Origin of the sequence: Flavobacterium ovatum, from assembly GCF_040703125.1 — a bacterium.
Lineage (GTDB): Bacteria > Bacteroidota > Bacteroidia > Flavobacteriales > Flavobacteriaceae > Flavobacterium > Flavobacterium ovatum.
Map to the genome: position 1 here is coordinate 2,459,201 of NZ_CP160035.1, position 18,256 is coordinate 2,477,456.

Here is an 18,256-nt window from a genome sequence, read left to right on the forward strand (position 1 = left end):
TAATGACTATTGAAAATGTTCAATTAATTGAAGTCCCAAAAGCGCATGATGTGAGAGGAAATCTTTCCGTTATAGAAGGAAATACAATACCTTTCGAAATAAAAAGAGTTTATTATTTGTATGACATTCCTACATCCAGTGTTCGTGGCGGTCACGCACATAAGAATTTGAACCAACTTTTAGTTGCTTTAAGTGGCAGTTTTGATGTTGTGTTAAAAGATGGAATTTCACAAAAAGTGATAACACTTAATAAACCCAATTTTGGACTATTAATTCCCACAGGAATTTGGAGAGAATTACAAAATTTTTCGTCAGGTTCTGTTTGTTTAGTTTTAGCTTCTGAGGTTTTTGACGAAGCAGATTACATTCGTGATTTTGATGAATTCCAATCATTTAAAAACGGATGAACCTAAGCCTATTTCAGCTAAAAATTGTTTTAGATTAATTAACGGCTTTAATAATAGAGTAGGAATCAATAGTAAAACTCTCTTTTTATGACTTAATTTTTTTAAATCAATAGCTTTATAGTAGTGATTAAATAGTTTGTAGTCTCTAGCTATTTTACATTTTATGGCTAATGAAAAACGATTTAAATCTAAGAATTTTTTCAAATTAGGATTTGTTTTTTCTTGTTCGCTATATTTTTCAAAATTTAATTTAACGGTACTAAATTGATCTTTTTTTGAAAGACTGTCATTAACAAAAACATATCGAGCTAAGGTTTTCCAATAAAATAAAATGGGGTAGAATAATCCAACACGAATCCACATGTCGATATCTTCACCACTCTTTATATTTATATCAAAGTTTCCCGTTTCTTCAAAAACACTTTTATGAAAAACAGCACAGGAAGTACAAATTACGGATTCCTTTAGGCTAGCAGTGAAATAATTTACAATTTCGTAATCTCCTGTTTTTACAATAGAATAACTTGAGGGAATAACTTTCTTGGAAGTTTCAATTTCTATAGCTGCCGAGAACACTTTTAATTCTGGGTATCGATTGATATTTTTGAAAATTTCCTGTAAAAAAGCCTCATACCAATAATCATCAGCATCAATGAAAGTAATATAGTTGGATTTAGATTTTCCTATTCCATAATTTCGTGCAGAAGAAACACCTTCGTTTTCTTTATAGTAGTACTGAATCCTAGAGTCACTAAATTTTAAAACTTTTTCTTCGCTTGAATCTGTGGAGCCATCATTTACTATAATTACTTCAAAGTCAGTAAATCGCTGATCAAGAACACTTTTTAATGTGTTTTCAATGAAGTTTTCTTTGTTGTAAAGTGGGATAATAATGGAAAAAAACGGCATTTTTTATCAATTTAATGGTTTGGTTATCACAATTATTTTTTCGTTCCTATCATAACAATATTTATTATCAACAGAAAAGTTTTCTCTAATTTCAACTAAAAAGCCACAGCTTTGTAGGCGTTCTTTTAATCCAACCACGGAATAAATTCGAACATGGTCCTCTTGTCCAAAATGTTTTAATCGATCTTCGTTTGATACAAAAGTATAATCTTCATAAATTTCACCTTCTTTAAAAGGAGTTTGAATCAATGCTTTAGCTCCCGGTTTCATAACTCGAATTAACTCTTTAATTGCTCGAATATCATTATTAATGTGTTCTAAAATGTGGTAACAAATGACCAAGTCTAAAGTGTTATTAGCTATTTCCAGATTAGTTATGTCAAATTGATGATCAGCAATAAAATCTCCTGATAAATCAGTGCTATAGTAATTGATGTTTGCTGTTTTTTTTAATTTTCGATACAAACATCTTGAAGGGGAAAAATCTAAAATTGAAGCTTGTGGAAACAGAAATTCCGTTTTTAAAAGAGACCATAATCTTCTGTTTCTTTTTACACTTCCACAATTAGGACATAAAGATTCGTTGTTCGATAGGGTGATAAACTTTCTTAATTTTTTACTACAAACGTTACATTGATAGTTGTTTCCAGTGTAAAAAAGGGCATACCAAGACCTTAAAGTTTCCTCGTATTTGAAAATGAATTTTCGTGAAACAATTTTCGTGATGGTATTTTTAAAAGTTTGATACATAATTATTTGTTTTCAAGTTGGCATAAATAGCCTAATCGGTATAAGTCAAAAATAAACAAGGAAGGATATCTACTGGATAAGTTTTTCAAAAACAGAAAATTTGTCATTTTATGAAAAAGCACAAAGATTGGAATCAATCTGTAGTGCTTAATTTTGGTGAATAATTTTGAAATCCGGACATAATCTGTAGGTATTAATTGATTGTCAATCAGATATTTCAAAGCTAACAAAGATTCCTTTTCCTTTCGAATAGCAACTATAAAATCATCTAATCCATTGTGATAAATAGGATTGTCAATGTGTTCTATTTTGATTTTCCCTTGCATCAAATTATAAGAAAACAAAGTATCTTCATGTCTTAAATTGGGAATAGTTTCATTGAATGAAATTTTTTCAAAAATAGATTTATGGATTAAAATATTCAAGGTTAAAGAACTTAAATAAGGCTTTTTAGATCTAGTTTTATAATCAAGTGCTTCTCTTTTTCTTCCATAAACCCAACGTAGTAGTTTGTTTTTTTCTGGTTTTTCATTTTGATATAAAAGACCACCGTTTACTATTTTTTCTTCATTGTTGATATGTTTAATATATGTTGATATGAAATTTTTATTTTTAGGAAAAACATCAGCGTCTAGAAAAAGTAACCAATCGTAATTTGCTGTTCTGCCTAATAGATTCCTGATTTTACTTCTCCCAATATTGGAGTCTAAAACGGTATAATTGGAATTGTTTAAGGTATTTGTCTTCTCATTCTCGACACAAATACTGCTTGAAAAATCATCAATCACAATAATCTCAAAAACTATTTTAAGTTTTAAACATTGAGCATGCAGTTCTAAAATTAGCGGATAAATATTATAATTATAGACAGGGATTAATATAGAAAGCATTAACGCTATTTTTTGTAATTAGATTACAAAGAAAATATAATTTATCCAAAAAAAGGATATTATTAATACAATTGATATTTTAATTTGTAGCCTCAAATAAAGTTATAAATAAAAAGGTGTACGGAGCTTAATAAGATTTATTGGTTAAAACTTATTATCTTTACTTTGTGTAAATTATTAGGTATAAAAAATGAGAATACTTTTGTTAGGAGAATGTAGCAATCTTCATTCAACTTTAGCTGATGGTTTGAGGATATTAGGTCATGATGTTACGGTTGCATCTGATGGTAGTAAATGGATGGGGAATGATAGAGATATTGATATTTCACGATCAGGATATGATTTTTTGCCCTCCATCAAATATTTAGCGAGTTTGCACAAGACCTTCCGAACGTTTAGAAACTTCGATATTGTACAAATAAAAAATCCTCTGTTTTTAGATTTAAAGATTAGTCGCAACCTTAGTTTCTTTCATTATTTAAAGAAGCATAATGCTAAAGTATTTTTAGGTGCTTTTGGAACAGATTATTTTTGGGAGAAATCATGTTTTGATAAGAAAACTTTCAAATATTCAGATTATTATATTGGGAATATTCCAACAAATTTTGGTACGACAAATATTTTGCAAAATGATTGGTCAGGTACAAAAAAACAGGAAGCTAATATTGAAATGGCAGATTCTTGTGATGGTATTATTGCCTGTCTTTATGAATATTATAAATCATATGAGCCGTATTACAAAAATAAATTAGCTTATATTCCATTGCCAATTAATACTTCATTATTGGATTATAAACAAAAAGGCAATGATGGTGAAAAACCTAAATTTTTTATTGGTATTCAAAAAGATCGTTCAGAATATAAGGGAACTGATATTCTGTATAAAGTATTATTGAAAATACATGAAAAATACCCGGATGAGTTATTTATAAATATGGTGGAATCTATTCCTTTATCCCAATATGTGAAAATTATGTCAGAATCAGATGTGTTACTAGATCAAATTTATTCTTATACGCCTGGAATGAATGGGCTAATTGCCATGGCACAAGGTTTGGTATTGGTTGGTGGAGGTGAACCTGAAATGTATGAATTGATAAACGAACACGAAAATTTCCCCATAATTAATGTGTATCCGTCTGAGGAAGATATTTTTGATAAGTTGGAGGATTTAATTATAAATAAAAATGATATTCCAAACCTCTCCTCTAATAGCCACGATTTTGTACAAAAACACCACGATTACGTGAAGGTTGCACAACAATATTTATACTTTTGGAATAGCAAATAAAGGACGTTAATAGTAGTAGATCATGAAAAAATTATGAAACCGTCCTTTGAACTACTTCAAATATCTTAGCATCCTCACATTTTAAGGTTTTAGCAGGATACTTCATAAGTAGCGCATAATCATGTGTTGCCATGATAATAGTTTTTCCGTTTTCGTTGATTTTTCTTAATACTTCAAGTACTTCAGTACTAGTTTGTGGATCAAGGTTCCCTGTAGGTTCATCCGCAAGAATCAACTCAGGGTCATTTAATAAAGCTCTTGCAATAGCCACACGCTGTTGTTCCCCACCAGAAATCTGATGTGGCATCTTGTTAACATATTGTTTCATTCCAACTTTGTCTAATACTTCATCAATTTTACGATCCATTTCTTCTTTTATGGTCCAACCAGTAGCTTTTAAAACAAAAATCATATTCTCTTTGATACTACGGTCTGGAAGTAATTTGAAATCTTGGAAAACAATCCCTATTTTTCTTCTTAAATAAGGAATATCGTTGTCTTTTAAACCGACTAAGTCAAAATCCACAATATGTCCTTCGCCTTCAGTTAAGGGTAAATCTGCATAAAGTGTTTTCATTAAACTACTTTTTCCAGTTCCTGTTTTTCCGATGATGTATAAAAATTCACCACGATTAACTTCTAAATTTACATTTGATAAAATAGTTTTATCCTCTTGGTAAATAGTTGCGTTTTTTAAAGAAAGTATAGGTTGAGACATAATATAGGATTCATTTATTGTGTAAAAGTAATAAGATAACGGTTGTATTCAAAATAAATTTCATTAGATATAGTTAATTTTAAAAAAGGGGCATTATTGTTGCTAAGCTCAATGGAGTTCTAAAGCAATTCTAATACATTACAGTTGTTAAAAGAATGTTTATAATAAAATGGAATTAGAATTCGTTATAAACGTTAGAATATGATACTTTTGAATAGATAAAAAAAAATAGACAATGCGTAAATTTTCTTGGTGCCTCATTTTCTTGGTTTTTACAAATGCAATATCCCTTTTTGCACAAAAATCAACGATATATACTCATGAATTAAAAGATTTTAATGAAGCTGTAGCTTTATATAGAGATGGACAATTTGCTTCGGCACAAACCATATTTGAAAAAGTATTTTTAGAGAATAAGAATCCAGAGGTAAAGTCTGATTGTGCTTATTATGATGCCAGTTGTGCGATTCGTTTGGATCGTGCTAATGCAGGAGATTTAATAGAACGCTTCCTGTCTGATTATCCTACAAGTGCTAAAAGTAATCAAGCTTATGTTGAAGTAGCATACTATTATTTTGACCAAAAGAATTACTCAGGTGCCTTGAGAAATTTTGAAAAAGTACAAGAGTTTCAGTTAAAAAGTGAAGACAGAGATAAGTTTAATTTCCAAAAAGGGTATTGTCTTTTTAGTGCTAAAAATAAAAAAGAAGCCACTTTATATTTTAACAAAGTCTTGAAATCACGAGAATATGGTTCTCAAGCCAAATATTATTTAGGTTTTATGGCCTATGAAGGCAATGATTATTCTCAAGCCAATAAATATTTTGATGCCGTTTCTGGAGATGAAAAATACAAAGAAAAGCTTTCCTATTATCAAGCTGATATGAATTTCAAACAAGGAAATTTTCAAAAAGCTATTGAATTAGGTGAAAAAGCCATGACAAAATCTACAGCTCTGGAGAAATCAGAGTTGAATAAAGTTATTGGTGAAAGTTATTTTAATTTAAAAAAATACGATAAAGCTATTCCTTATTTAACAGCATACAAAGGAAAAAGAGGAAGATGGAGTAATACTGATTACTATCAATTAGGTTATGCCTATTACAAACAAAATGATTACGAAAAAGCCATTGCGCAATTCAATAAAATCATTGGAGGTAAAGATGCTGTTGCTCAAAATGCTTATTACCATTTGGGAGAAAGTTATTTGAACCAAAATAAAAAACAGGAAGCATTAAATGCTTTTAAGAATGCTTCAGAAATGAGTTTTGATGCTGCAATACAAGAAGATGCTAGTTTGAATTATGCCAAATTGAGTTATGAAATTGGGAATTCATATCAAAGTACTCCTGAAGTATTGCTTGGTTTTATTACTAAATATCCAAATAACAGTAATAAAGCGGTAATTGAGAAATTGCTGATTGACTCCTATATTTCATCTAAAAACTACAGTGAAGCATTGGTTTTATTAGAAAAAAGTAAAAGGCCTGAAAATAAATTAGCCTACCAAAAAGTGACTTTCTATAGTGGATTAGAATTATTTATAAATAGAAGTTATCAGGAAGCTGAGAAAATGTTTAAAAAATCACTTGAAAATCAAATAGATAGTGAGTTTACTGCAAGAGCGACTTTTTGGAAAGGAGAAACAGAGAATAAATTAGAAGATTATCAAAATTCCTTGCTAAGTTTTAAACAATTTATAGGTTTGACTCGTGCGAGTGCAACACCTGAATTTAAGAATATCAATTACAATATTGCCTATGCGTATTTTAAGTTAAAAGAGTATGACCAAGCGGGGAATTATTTTCAAAATCAAATTGATAAAGGGAAAAGTGACCAAGACCGTTTGAATGATTCCTATTTACGTTTAGGAGATTGTCGATTTGTGAATTCAAAATATTATCCTGCAATGGAAGCTTACAATAAAGCAATAGAATATAACGGTTTTGATGCTGATTATGCTTATTTCCAAAAAGCACTTTGTTATGGTTTTGTGGGGAAAAGTGATAAAAAAATTGAGGAACTGAATTCTTTTATTAATATGTATTCTAAATCTAGCTATAAAGATGATGCTTTATATGAATTAGCAAATACTTATGTTGCGACTAATAAACAAGAATTAGCCTTAAATACCTATGACCGATTGATAGTCGAGTATAAAAAAGGTTCTTTTACAGCTAAAGCCATTTTGCGACAAGGTTTAGTGTATTACAACTCGGATAGAAGTGACTTAGCTTTAACTAAATTTAAAAAAGTAGCGTCAGAATTTCCCAAAAGTCCAGAGGCTTTAGAAGCCGTTTCTACAGCTAGATTGATTTATGTAGATAATGGTAGAGTAGATGAATATGCTACATGGGTAAGAACGTTAGATTTTGTAGCCGTTTCAGATGTTGAATTGGATAACGATAGTTACGAGTCGGCTTATAAACAATTTAGCCAAAAAAATAATAGTCAAGCAATATCTGGTTTCAATGCCTATATTTCCAGTTTTCCTAGAGGGTTACATAACTTACAAGCCAATTTTTATTTGGCACAAACCTATTTTTCAGAAGGACAGGAAAGTAAATCAGTTCCAAGCTATGAGAATGTGATTAGTCAATCTCGAAACGAGTTCACGGAACAATCCTTAACACGTTTAGGACAGATTTATTTAAAAAATAATGACAAAACGAAGGCGATTACAGTCTTGCAACGTTTGGAAAATGAAGCAGAGTTGGGGCAAAACAAAATTTTTGCACAGTCTAATTTGATGAAATGCTATTACGATAAAAAAGATTATGCAAATTCAGTGACCTATGCAGAGAAAGTGTTGAATGCAGTTAAAATTGATGATAATGTCAAAAGTGATGCGCAAATTATCATTGCACGTTCAGCAATGCAAACAGGTGATGAAGCAAAAGCTAGAGCAGGATATTCTAAATTATTATCAATTGCTAAAGGAGAATTAGCTGCCGAAGCATTGTTTTATGATGCTTATTTTAAAAACAAAGACGGGAAATATGAAGCGTCAAATATAACGGTACAAAAGTTAGCCAAGAGTTATTCTAGTTACAGATATTATGGTGCCAAAGGATTAGTAGTGATGGCTAAAAACTTTTATGGTTTAAAAGATAGTTTTCAAGCAACTTATATTTTAGACAACGTGATTCAGAATTTTACAGATTACCCAGAGGTAGTTTCAGAAGCTAAAACCGAATTAGCTTTGATTAAATCTCAGGAGTCAAAAACAAATTCATCGATTCAAAATTAATTTTAAAGTTTCAAGAAAAAGTTAAGTTTAAACAAAATTCATTAAAAGGTATTTCGTTATAGACCGAATTCCAAAAGAAAAAAAATATGAAATTCAATTTCCAAAATAATATAGCCATAGCAATTGTAGTAATGACTGTTCAAGTGTCATTTGCTCAAAAGAGGGATGGTAACATTGGCTCAGAAGAAGTGACGGTTGTTAAATCCTATAGTCCAACTATTTCTGATGCAGTGAAAATTAGTGAAACACCTTCACTTGATGATGATGGGAATACTAAGAAAGAAACGATTAAATATTCTATTTTTTCATTTCCTGTAGCTTCTACGTTTGCACCTTTGAAGGGGAAAGCAGAAGGAGTGGAGAAGTCAAAACAAGAACATTTATATAACAATTACGCAACCTTAGGATTTGGAAATTTCCAAACTTTAAATGCAGAACTTTTTGTAAACCAAGAATTAAATAATAACGATTATGTAGGAGGAATGTTTCGTCATCTATCATCTCAAGGGGGAGTGAAAAACGCCGAATTAAATGCTGATTATTTTGATACTGCAATTGATTTGACTTATGGAGCGAACTATAATGACATGTCATTTAATTTAGACTTAGGATATGAAAACCAAATTTACAACTGGTACGGTTTGCCAGCAGACTTTGGTAGTTCATTAGCCCCACAAGATAGATCTGATTTAATCTTTGGGATTAATCCTCAACATTCTTTTAATACCTATTCTATTGGAGGAAGAATTGGTTTTGGTGAAAGTTTCTTAAGTGATGCTAATTTGAAGTTTTTACATTTTGCTGATACTTTTGGTTCTGCCGAAAATCGTTTTTATGTTAGACCTACCTTTAAATTTGAAGTAGGAGAACAAGCGGTTAAAACTAATTTAATAGTTGATTATGTAGGCGGAAGCTTTGAACATAATGATGACAAAAGCAATACTCAAGCCATTAAATACGGCTATACTAATATAGGAATTCAACCTAGTTTTGTAATGCTAAAAGACGACTGGACATTGAATTTGGGAGCTGGAATCTTTTACAGCATGGATTCTGAGAACAGTAAAGGCTCCTTGTATGTTTACCCACAAGTAAATGCTTCATTGAAAGTGGTTGGTGATTTAATGATTTTCTATACTGGAGCAGAAGGAAGTCTAGAGCAAAATTCGTATCAACAATTTGCTGATGGAAACCCGTTTTTGTCACCTACTATGGGAGACAAAACAACTGCTGGATTCATCAAGCCAACCGACAAACAGTATGATATTTTTGCGGGATTAAAAGGAAAGCTGGCTAATAATGTGAGTTATAATTTAAAAGCGTCTTACTTGAATGAAAGGAATAAGGCTTTGTATAGAAGTAGTGATTATACAGAGGTTATAACTAATGAACCTTACGCTTTTGGAAACTCTTTCCAAGTGGTTTATGATGACATGAAAACCTTGAGTTTCTCGGGGAATTTAAAAGCTAGTTTTTCCGAGAACGTAACTTTTGGACTTACTGGAACTTTCAGTAGTTATACCAACAATTTTGAGCAAGAAGCTTGGAATCTTCCAACGGTAAAAGTAGAATCCAATTTGGATGTTAATATCACTCAAAAATGGTTTACAGGTGCTCAAGTATTTTATGTAGGTGAGCGTATGGACATGATGCAGAATTCCACCAACACTACAACATTAAGCAGTTATTTTGATATAAACGCACATTTAGGCTATAAACACAGCGACCGTTTAACAGGTTTCTTAAAAGCAAATAACATCGCCAATCAAGGATATCAACAATGGTTGAATTATCCAGTACAAGGATTTCAAATCGTAGTTGGGGCTAATTATAAATTCGATTTTTAATATTTTACCCACAGAGTTTATAAAGAAAGCACAAGGTTCACAAAGTTATATTAGGCTTTGTTCTTGTGCTTTTTTAAATTTACCGTTATGAATTTTCAGGGCGTGCCCCTTCGTAAAAACTACGGGTCAGGCTATACGTTTCAAACGAAGTTCACTGAACTCCGATGAAAATAAGTGCGAAGTGAAGTAATCTTTTTTGGGGCAGAAAAAAGCCCCAAAAAAGGATTTCCACTTCTATCCTTCACGCAAAAATATCGACAAATTTTGAATTTAAATTCATATGCCAAAGGATTTTAGAATTTTTTTAAAAAAACTTAGAAACTTAGTATCTTAGCCACTTACACAAAAAAATGACTTTCAAACAAAAAATACATTCGCATTATTCCCAACAAGTCCAAGACAGGATTGATGTTTTTAGAGACATGATTTCTAGCTTGACCGAAGATGCCAAGAACGACGCCAAAGGTTCAGCAGGAGACAAGCACGAAACCGCTTTGTCAATGATGCACTTGGAACAAGAAAAACTCAATGCCAAATTGAGTGAAGTAATCACGCAAAAATCAGTTTTAGAAAAAATCAATCCCGAGATTATTGCCGAAACGATTTCGTTAGGAAGCCTCGTCAAAGCAAACGGAATTTATCTATACCTTTCTTTGGCTTTGCCAAAAATCAACATCGACGGGGTGAATGTAATTGCTTTATCTCCACAAGCACCATTAGGAAATAAGTTGATTGGAAATAGAGTAGGTTTTACTTTCGAAATAAATGGAACTACCTATTTGATTGAGAGTGTGGAGTAGATTCTGCTTTTTGCAAAATCAGTGTTTTCGAGCTGAAAAAATATAATAAAATCTCCAAACTCTGTTTTTTCAAGCCTCTTTATGGCTTTTACACAACTGAAAATAGTAAAAAAAAGTGTTTCCCAAACAAATCTTTCGTAATTTCGCGACCGTAAAAGTTTGACTTTAAAACTAAATTAAATTATGAGCAAAATAATGACAGTCGACGTCTTGTCGAGTATTAAAGGAGCACAGCCTTCAGAGAGTGTGAATAAATTGTTTGATGTAATCAAGAATGCAAATGCATCAAATAATAATGCTACCAATAATGTCAATTATAATTGCGTGCCTGTAAGTGATTTAAGAGATGATGTGGTGATCGAAAGCTCGGCTATCGAGAAAGAACTCATCATGGAAAATTTCCCAAACAAGAAAAATGGATTTTTAGTAGTTGCTAAAGTTATAGAAGGATAATGATGGAATCTCAGATAAAAAATATACACCAACAATTGGTGTCAAAAGAAATAACTTGTACTGCTTTGGTGCAAGAAAGACTCGATTTGCTAAAGCAAAACACCTATAATTCGGTAAATGCTTTGCTAGATACAATGGCGCTTGAATTGGCGGCAAAAGTAGATGCAAAAATCGCAAATGGAGAAACAATCGGTTTGTTGGAAGGTATTCCGTTTGGAATAAAAGATGTGTACATGGTACAAGGAACCTACACAACAGCAAGTTCTGATTTGTTGAAAAATTATAAATCACCTTATACGGCAACTGCCATCCAAAAATTATTGGATGCTGGTGCTATTCCGTTAGTGAAAGAAAACTGCGATAGTTTTGGTCACGGTTCTTCTAGCGAAAACACCATTTTTGGAGCGGTAAAAAATGCCATTAACCCCGAATTGGTTGCAGGTGGTTCAAGCGGAGGTTCTGCTGTGAATGTTGCCAAAGACTACACCGTTTTTTCTATCGGAGGAGACACAGGAGGTTCGATTCGTCAACCTGCAGGTTACAATCATATTTATGGTTTGAAACCTACCTACGGTCGTGTTTCTAGATTTGGTTTGATGGCATATGCGTCTTCTACAGATTGCGTTGGACCATTGGCAAAATCAATCGAAGACATTCGTATTGTGATGAATGTCATGAGCGGAAAAGATCCAAAAGATCAAACTTCGATTGCTTCAAACGAAATTTCAGAAGAAGCTATTGCTCATTCGACAGTAAAAACAATCGGTTATTTTAAGAATTTTATCGAAAGTGATGCTATCGATGCGCAAGTAAAAGCAGACTTCTTAGCAGCTATCGAAAAAATAAAAGCCAAAGGAATTGTAGTTAAAGAACTGGATTTCTTTAAATCAGATATTTTAGTTTCTACTTATTATACCTTGGCAATGGCAGAAACGGCTTCAAATTTATCACGTTTAGACGGGACAAACTACGGAAACCGAATTGAGTCTGAAAACTTAATTGATACTTACGCAGTAACCCGTTCTGAAAATTTTTCGGAAGAAACAAAACGCAGAATCGTAGGAGGGAACCAAGTATTATCTCAAGGTTTCTCGGATGCGATTTACTTAAAAGGTTTGGCTTTGAGAGACCAAATTTCTGAAAATTTCCGTAAGGATTTTGAAGAAGTAGATATCATTTTATCACCAGTGACGCCAGGTACACCTCCAAAAATCGGAGACAGTTTGAAAGATCCTTTGGCGATGTATTTGTCAGATGCTTATACAGTAGGTTTTAGTTTGGGACAATTACCAACAATGACGGCGCCACAAGGAACAAGTACAGGACTGCAAATTACGGCAGCAAAAAATAATGACGAATTAGTGATGCAATTTGCTAACTTCTTAAAAGATACACTATAATGGAATTGGAACAATTAAATGCGGCGATCATTGCCCACGATTTAGAATTGGTAATCGGAATTGAAACTCACGTTCGATTAAATACCAAAACCAAGTTGTTTTGTTCTTGTCCAAATCAAGAAATTGAAACACCTAATCAAAATATCTGTTCGGTTTGTACGGGACAAATGGGCGTTTTGCCTGCCCTAAATAAAGAAGCGATAACCAAAGCGATTTATTTTGGAAAAGCGGTAGAATCGACCTTTAGTAACGAAGTAATCTCTTGGGATAGAAAGCACTACGAATACCCAGACAACCCAAAGAACATTCAAATTACACAATATCATAATCCGGTAATTCCTGATGGTCACGTTTCTTGCTATAGAAATGATGGTTCTCAGTTTACAGTTAACCTGACTCAGGTCCATATCGAAGAGGACGCTGCCAAATTGATGCACGAAAAGAAAATTTCGTTAGTCGATTTCAACAAAGCAGGTGTGCCATTAATCGAAATTGTGACGGAGCCTTGTCTTCGAAATATAGAAGATGCTTCAACTTATGCGCAGTACATTCAGCGTATTGTTCAAAATCTAGGAATCTCTGAAGCGAACCTTGAAAAAGGAGAATTCAAATCGGATGTTTCGGTTTCGTTACGTAAAAAAGACAGCGCCGAATTAAATCCAAGAACGGAAATCAAAAACTTGAACTCGTTTAAGTTTATGGTCGAAGCTTTGAAAGAAGAAGTAGAGAAGCAATTCAATTATTTTATCGAAAATAAAGCGTTTAGACCCGATCAAACCACGGTTTTATGGGATGCCGATTTGAAGCAAACCAAAGTGATGCGTAAAAAGGAATTCGAAGCAGATTACCGTTTTATTTCGGAGCCAGATTTACCTTTTGTAAACATCAAAAAAGAAATTGAAGCTATTTCTGTAGATACTGCTTCTTTGCCTTTCGCAGTAGAATCAATTTTGATAAAAGGTGGTGTATTGCCGCAAGATGCTAAGTTTTTTACAGCTGATGCTTTGCGTTCTAGAACCTTTGTAACTTTAAATAATTCGATAAATGATCCTTCGTTTGTGGCTAAAACTTTAGCTAACAATGTGAAGGCAGAGGATTATGTCAAAATTAATAACATAGCGCATTTAATTACCATTTTTGTATTATTCAAAGCTGAAAAAATCACTGCAGTTTTAGTTCAAAATGCGATTTCGGGCTATTTGAAAGATCATAATTTTGATTACAACAAGTATTTCGAAGAAAACACTATTTCTGAAGAAAAAATCCAAGAAGTAATAACTAAAGTACTTGCTGAAAATGAGGCTGTAGCCAATGACATCAAAGCCGGAAATCAAGGGAAAGCGGGTATTTTGGTTGGTAAAGTTTTAGGTGTAGTTGGAAAAGGTGCCGATGGAAAAGTAATTCGTCAAATTATTCTAGACCAATTGGGAGCTGCAGCAGTTTTAGAAAAGAAAGAAGCCGCTCAAAATGATTCGAAAGAAATAGAAGTAGAAAGCAAAGGTCATCAAGAAGAAACACTTCCTGAAGTGCCAATTATCATAAAAGACAATTATAGAACACACAAAATCTCGCAATTGTCTGAGGAAAACATTAGTCAAGAAGTGGAATTATCTGGTTGGGTAGCGTCTGTGCGTGACCACGGAGAATTGATGTTTATCGATTTGCGTGATTCTAGTTACGAGATTTTCCAGGTTCGAATTAGTAGAGAATCGTTCCCAAATATTGATGATTTGGTGAAATTGAAACCAGAATCGGTGATTTCTGTAAAAGGAATTGTCGTTGGTCGTAATGAAGATGATTTCAACGCAGGTTTGCGTACGGGTAAAATCGAAATGGAAACGTCGGTTTTAGAAATTTTGAATTTATCGAAAACCTTGCCTTTCGAAATAAAAAGAGCTGCCAAAACAAATGAAGCAACTCGTTTTCAATACAAATTCTTAGATCATAGAAATGATGAGGTTCGTAGAGCCATTGTCAACCGTCATAAAGTGATTAAGTTATTGCGAGACATCTTAGATGAAGAAGAGTTTTTAGAAATTGAAACTCCAATTCTAAGTGCCGGAACCGATGAAGGAGCACGTGAGTTTATCGTTCCAACACGTAAACAAGCAGGTTTCTTTTATACGTTGCCACAAGCGCCACAACAGTTCAAACAAATGTTGATGGTGAGTGGTTATGAGAAGTATTTCCAAATTGCTCGTTGTTTTAGAGATGAGGATTCTCGTGGAGATCGTCAACCAGAATTTACACAGTTGGATATCGAAATGGCATACGCAAGCATGCAACAAATTATCGATTTGAACACCAAAATGTTCAATAACATCGTTACAAAAATATACGGTAAAAAATGGATTTTGCATCCGTTTGAAGTCATTACCTATAAAGATGCTATGGATTTTTACGGTTGCGATAGACCTGATTTACGTTACGGATTGAAGATGCAAGACATTACCGAAATCGTAAAAGAAACCACTTTCCAAGTATTCAGCAAACCAATTGATGAAGGCGGAATTGTAAAATGTATCAAAGTTTCGGCTCAAGAGCAAGGAAACAAACGTATGTCTAAAGGGCAAATTGAAACGTTGACTGCAGTTGCACAACAACACGGTTTAGGTGGTTTGGCTTATATTATTGTGAATGAAACCGAATTGCAATCTCCGATTATTAAATTTTTGGGTGAAGAAATTGCAGCAGGAATCATCAAAGCGACTGATGCGCAAGTGGGAGATATTGTATTCTTCTCAGCAGCAGATTATGCTACGGCAAACAAAGCTTTGGATGCCGTTCGTCAAGAAATGGGTAGAATGTTGAACTTGATTAACCCGAAGGAATTGCGTCCGGCGTGGGTAGTTGATTTCCCAATGTTCGAAAAAACAGACGAAGGAAGATGGACGTTTACACACAACCCGTTCTCCATGCCAGCAATCTATGATTTGAAAAAACACATGGATGGTAACGAAGACGAAATTGGAACGATCATCGCACAACAATACGACATTATCTTAAACGGTTACGAAATAGGAGGAGGTTCTGTTCGTGCACACAAATCGGAAATTCTAGAAGCAACTTATAGAAATATGGGTTACAACAAAGAAGAAATGATGAAGAGCGTAGGAACAATGTACAAAGCCTTCCAATACGGCGCACCACCACACGGAGGAATCGCATGGGGAATTGACCGACTAATGATGATTTTGGAGAAAAAAGCTTCTATTAGAGAAGTAATGGCTTTCCCAAAAACAGGATCTAGCGAAGATTTATTATTCGGAGCACCATCACTTTTATCTGACAGAAAGGTGGAGGAGATGAACGTAAGGATTATGAGGAAATAAGGATTTAAAATCTTTAAATAATTTAAAAAGCGGGTTTGTATCGAAAGATATGAATCCGCTTTTATAATATAAAATTGTCGGTATCTACGCCAATTAAGAGTAAGAATATTAGTAACTATTGTAGCTGTGTGATTTTTAAGCCTCAATATCGTCATCACTATAATCAATGTCAAAATCATCTTCCGTATCTTCTTGCTGATTTTTATTATCAGTTTTGTTAAAACTATTTGAATTCGAATTATTTTCTCTTTCCTCTGGAAAAAATAATTTTGCTAAAAAGCTTGCAAGAAAGAATGTTGGAATGATAACAACTGCAAAAGCGCCATCGCCTAGAATATTTACTAATGGCTTTAATGTAGCCATTACAATTACGAACGATACTATTATTATTAGACATCCTCCAAGTCCAAGTTGTTTCATATTTTAAGTTTTTTGATGGTAGATTCTTTGAATTGATTAATCATTTCTAAATCATCAATTGTAAATTTTATAAATTCACCATCAATTTTAGAAAATTTATCATCTTTAATATTTACAGAATAGATGTTTTGAAGATAATTAGACATCTTATTAATATTTTCAAGTTTTCCAAGTTTTTCATCCTGTATAAAAAAATTTCCAAATCTTGGATAGTGTTTCAATTGAATGAAATCTTCTGTGTCATTTAGTTTTATCACATATTCATTAATGTTTTCGCATAAATCAATGGATACTAAATAATTAGTTTCATTTTTTGAAAACTCATTTAATAATTCCTCAATTGAAGTTGTTCCATTATCTATATGTTTAATAGAACCTATTAAATAAGGGATTGTTAATCCTGAGCCAATTGGAGTTTTTTCATAACACCAATAAAACAAAAGCCTAAACCATAGATTTTTCATATTTTTAAAGTTATAAAAGTCCAAACCATTTTAATTTTCTATAATATATGATTATGATATAATGTGTGTGTACTTATTAATTTAATAAAATTCTCCTCGTCAATATCAGGTAAAAGAAATAGTTCAAATTCAATAAATAGACTCTCTTTTCTTGTCATTTTATCTGTGTAATTTATTAATTTAAAATATAACTCATTGAATTCTTTCTCTTGAGAAGGGGTTGGTTTTTTTATTTTTAATATCATAATGTTACTTTTATTATTTAATTGTGTCCAAAATCTAAATCTGCTTTTCGAATATTTACACGGTGCAATTGAAAGTGCGAAATTTTTCCGTTCCAAAACCAATTGCAGGCAAACAAATCTAACAAAATAATTCCTGCATTATTATCTAAATTTCAAAATTTCTCACAAAAAGAGAATAATAAGAAAAGTGTTATTTTTGAAACCAGCTCCCTGCTGGTGCGGGCGTAAAAAACACGCTTAGTTAGTTCGAGCGTCGCGCTTATACCTATAACGATTGGCCAACAAAGAAACTACAATCAATAAAATGGTTGTAGTTTTTTATTTATATTTGTTTTGAATTTGATTGTGGGTAAGAGGGTAAGCTTGCGCTATCGGTGACGTTAACAGCTATTTTCAGAACTAATAAACGGAAAAATTATATGAATTATCTTGTCCTGGAAACGGAAAAACTATTTAATAAGATTACAATTTATTCAAAGCAATATGTAATTACAAAAAGTAATTTGAAATATGAAGGGGATCACCGCATTCATATTTTCCTTTCACTTGAAAAAATTACTCAATATATTTTACCGTGCGACAAAAAATTAAATTTTGAAAAAATAAAATATTCTGAGGAATGGTGTTGCGAATCAACTTATATGAATAAAATTTTACCAATATACATTTATAGAGCAAGAACTAACGATTGGTCCCGAGGAGAAATTAAATATACTTCTCTAAAATCTGAATTAAAGTATTACATAAAATCGACATACAAGAATTATAATCAACTTGAAGAGGGTACATATATGCGTAAAGATTTTTCATTACAAAGTATTATAAGGAAAATATTGCAATTTGGTTTTGAAGAATCATTAACAGAATTACTTTGGATTATAAAATTTACTCCATCAGGAATTATATTTGTTTGTGAGCCTAATTTAGGTCAAGATGAACCTCCGTTTTAAAAGTCATTTTCAAATACATTTTTTTGCTTCCTGTTGAAAAACAGACCAACGATATTGAAAATAAAACACTAATTAATTTTTTAATAAATGATACCGAAAAAAAACACTAAATATTTATCCTAAAAAAAAA

At 32.3% G+C, this 18,256-nt stretch carries 15 protein-coding genes; 9 read left to right on the forward strand and 6 right to left on the reverse strand.

Annotation, left to right across the window (positions count from 1 at the left end; all coding sequences use genetic code 11):
• Positions 1–2 precede the first annotated feature (2 nt).
• Positions 3–407, forward strand: coding sequence for an FdtA/QdtA family cupin domain-containing protein (locus ABZP37_RS10400; RefSeq protein WP_366182789.1), 405 nt, complete (start codon positions 3–5; stop codon positions 405–407).
• Here the strand turns inward: ABZP37_RS10400 and ABZP37_RS10405 are convergent.
• From ABZP37_RS10405 to ABZP37_RS10415, 3 genes are read right to left on the reverse strand one after another with little or no spacing between them, the layout of a single operon-like run.
• On the reverse strand, positions 390–1,316 hold the full coding sequence (locus ABZP37_RS10405) for a glycosyltransferase family 2 protein (protein ID WP_366182791.1): 927 nt from the start codon (positions 1,314–1,316) through the stop codon (positions 390–392). The two genes, ABZP37_RS10400 and ABZP37_RS10405, sit on opposite strands and share 18 nt — an antisense overlap.
• Positions 1,317–1,322: 6 nt before the next feature.
• Positions 1,323–2,066 (reverse strand): methyltransferase domain-containing protein, encoded by a 744-nt coding sequence (locus ABZP37_RS10410; protein WP_366182792.1) that lies wholly within the window; start codon positions 2,064–2,066, stop codon positions 1,323–1,325.
• A 2-nt stretch (positions 2,067–2,068) separates the two neighbouring features.
• On the reverse strand, positions 2,069–2,956 hold the full coding sequence (locus ABZP37_RS10415; protein ID WP_366182794.1) for a glycosyltransferase: 888 nt from the start codon (positions 2,954–2,956) through the stop codon (positions 2,069–2,071).
• Positions 2,957–3,146: 190 nt separating this feature from the next.
• On the opposite strand from ABZP37_RS10415, the gene ABZP37_RS10420 reads away from it, so the two are divergent.
• Positions 3,147–4,247, forward strand: a complete 1,101-nt coding sequence (locus tag ABZP37_RS10420) for a glycosyltransferase (RefSeq protein ID WP_366182796.1) — start codon at positions 3,147–3,149, stop codon at positions 4,245–4,247.
• A gap of 31 nt (positions 4,248–4,278) precedes the next feature.
• Here ABZP37_RS10420 and ABZP37_RS10425 read toward each other — a convergent pair whose 3' ends face one another.
• The gene (locus ABZP37_RS10425; RefSeq protein WP_366182797.1) at positions 4,279–4,965 is read right to left on the reverse strand and encodes an ATP-binding cassette domain-containing protein; all 687 of its coding nucleotides are present in this window, start codon (positions 4,963–4,965) and stop codon (positions 4,279–4,281) included.
• A gap of 235 nt (positions 4,966–5,200) precedes the next feature.
• Between ABZP37_RS10425 and ABZP37_RS10430 the strand changes: the two genes are divergently transcribed.
• The 6 genes from ABZP37_RS10430 (at position 5,201) to gatB/aspS (ending at position 16,047) form a co-directional block, all read left to right on the forward strand.
• Positions 5,201–8,215, forward strand: coding sequence for a tetratricopeptide repeat protein (locus ABZP37_RS10430; RefSeq protein WP_366182799.1), 3,015 nt, complete (start codon positions 5,201–5,203; stop codon positions 8,213–8,215).
• An 86-nt stretch (positions 8,216–8,301) separates the two neighbouring features.
• Entirely contained in the window at positions 8,302–10,062 is a 1,761-nt protein-coding gene (locus ABZP37_RS10435) for a TonB-dependent receptor (RefSeq protein ID WP_366182801.1), read from the forward strand.
• A gap of 350 nt (positions 10,063–10,412) precedes the next feature.
• Positions 10,413–10,862, forward strand: a complete 450-nt coding sequence (locus tag ABZP37_RS10440) for a hypothetical protein (RefSeq protein WP_366182803.1) — start codon at positions 10,413–10,415, stop codon at positions 10,860–10,862.
• 183 nt (positions 10,863–11,045) lie between these two features.
• On the forward strand, positions 11,046–11,315 hold the full coding sequence (locus ABZP37_RS10445; protein WP_366182804.1) for a hypothetical protein: 270 nt from the start codon (positions 11,046–11,048) through the stop codon (positions 11,313–11,315).
• Between the two features lie 2 nt (positions 11,316–11,317).
• On the forward strand, positions 11,318–12,715 hold the full coding sequence (locus ABZP37_RS10450) for an amidase family protein (protein WP_366182806.1): 1,398 nt from the start codon (positions 11,318–11,320) through the stop codon (positions 12,713–12,715).
• The gene (gene gatB/aspS, locus ABZP37_RS10455; protein WP_366182808.1) at positions 12,715–16,047 is read left to right on the forward strand and encodes a bifunctional amidotransferase subunit GatB/aspartate--tRNA ligase AspS; all 3,333 of its coding nucleotides are present in this window, start codon (positions 12,715–12,717) and stop codon (positions 16,045–16,047) included. Before ABZP37_RS10450 ends, gatB/aspS begins: the two co-directional genes overlap by 1 nt.
• A gap of 135 nt (positions 16,048–16,182) precedes the next feature.
• On the opposite strand, the gene ABZP37_RS10460 is transcribed toward gatB/aspS, so the two are convergent.
• A complete protein-coding gene (locus tag ABZP37_RS10460; protein ID WP_366182810.1) occupies positions 16,183–16,467 on the reverse strand; it encodes a hypothetical protein in 285 nt (94 codons plus the stop codon).
• Positions 16,464–16,931, reverse strand: coding sequence for a hypothetical protein (locus ABZP37_RS10465; protein WP_366182811.1), 468 nt, complete (start codon positions 16,929–16,931; stop codon positions 16,464–16,466). Before ABZP37_RS10465 ends, ABZP37_RS10460 begins: the two co-directional genes overlap by 4 nt.
• 664 nt (positions 16,932–17,595) lie before the next feature.
• Between ABZP37_RS10465 and ABZP37_RS10470 the strand changes: the two genes are divergently transcribed.
• The gene (locus ABZP37_RS10470; RefSeq protein ID WP_366182812.1) at positions 17,596–18,126 is read left to right on the forward strand and encodes a hypothetical protein; all 531 of its coding nucleotides are present in this window, start codon (positions 17,596–17,598) and stop codon (positions 18,124–18,126) included.
• Positions 18,127–18,256 lie beyond the last annotated feature (130 nt).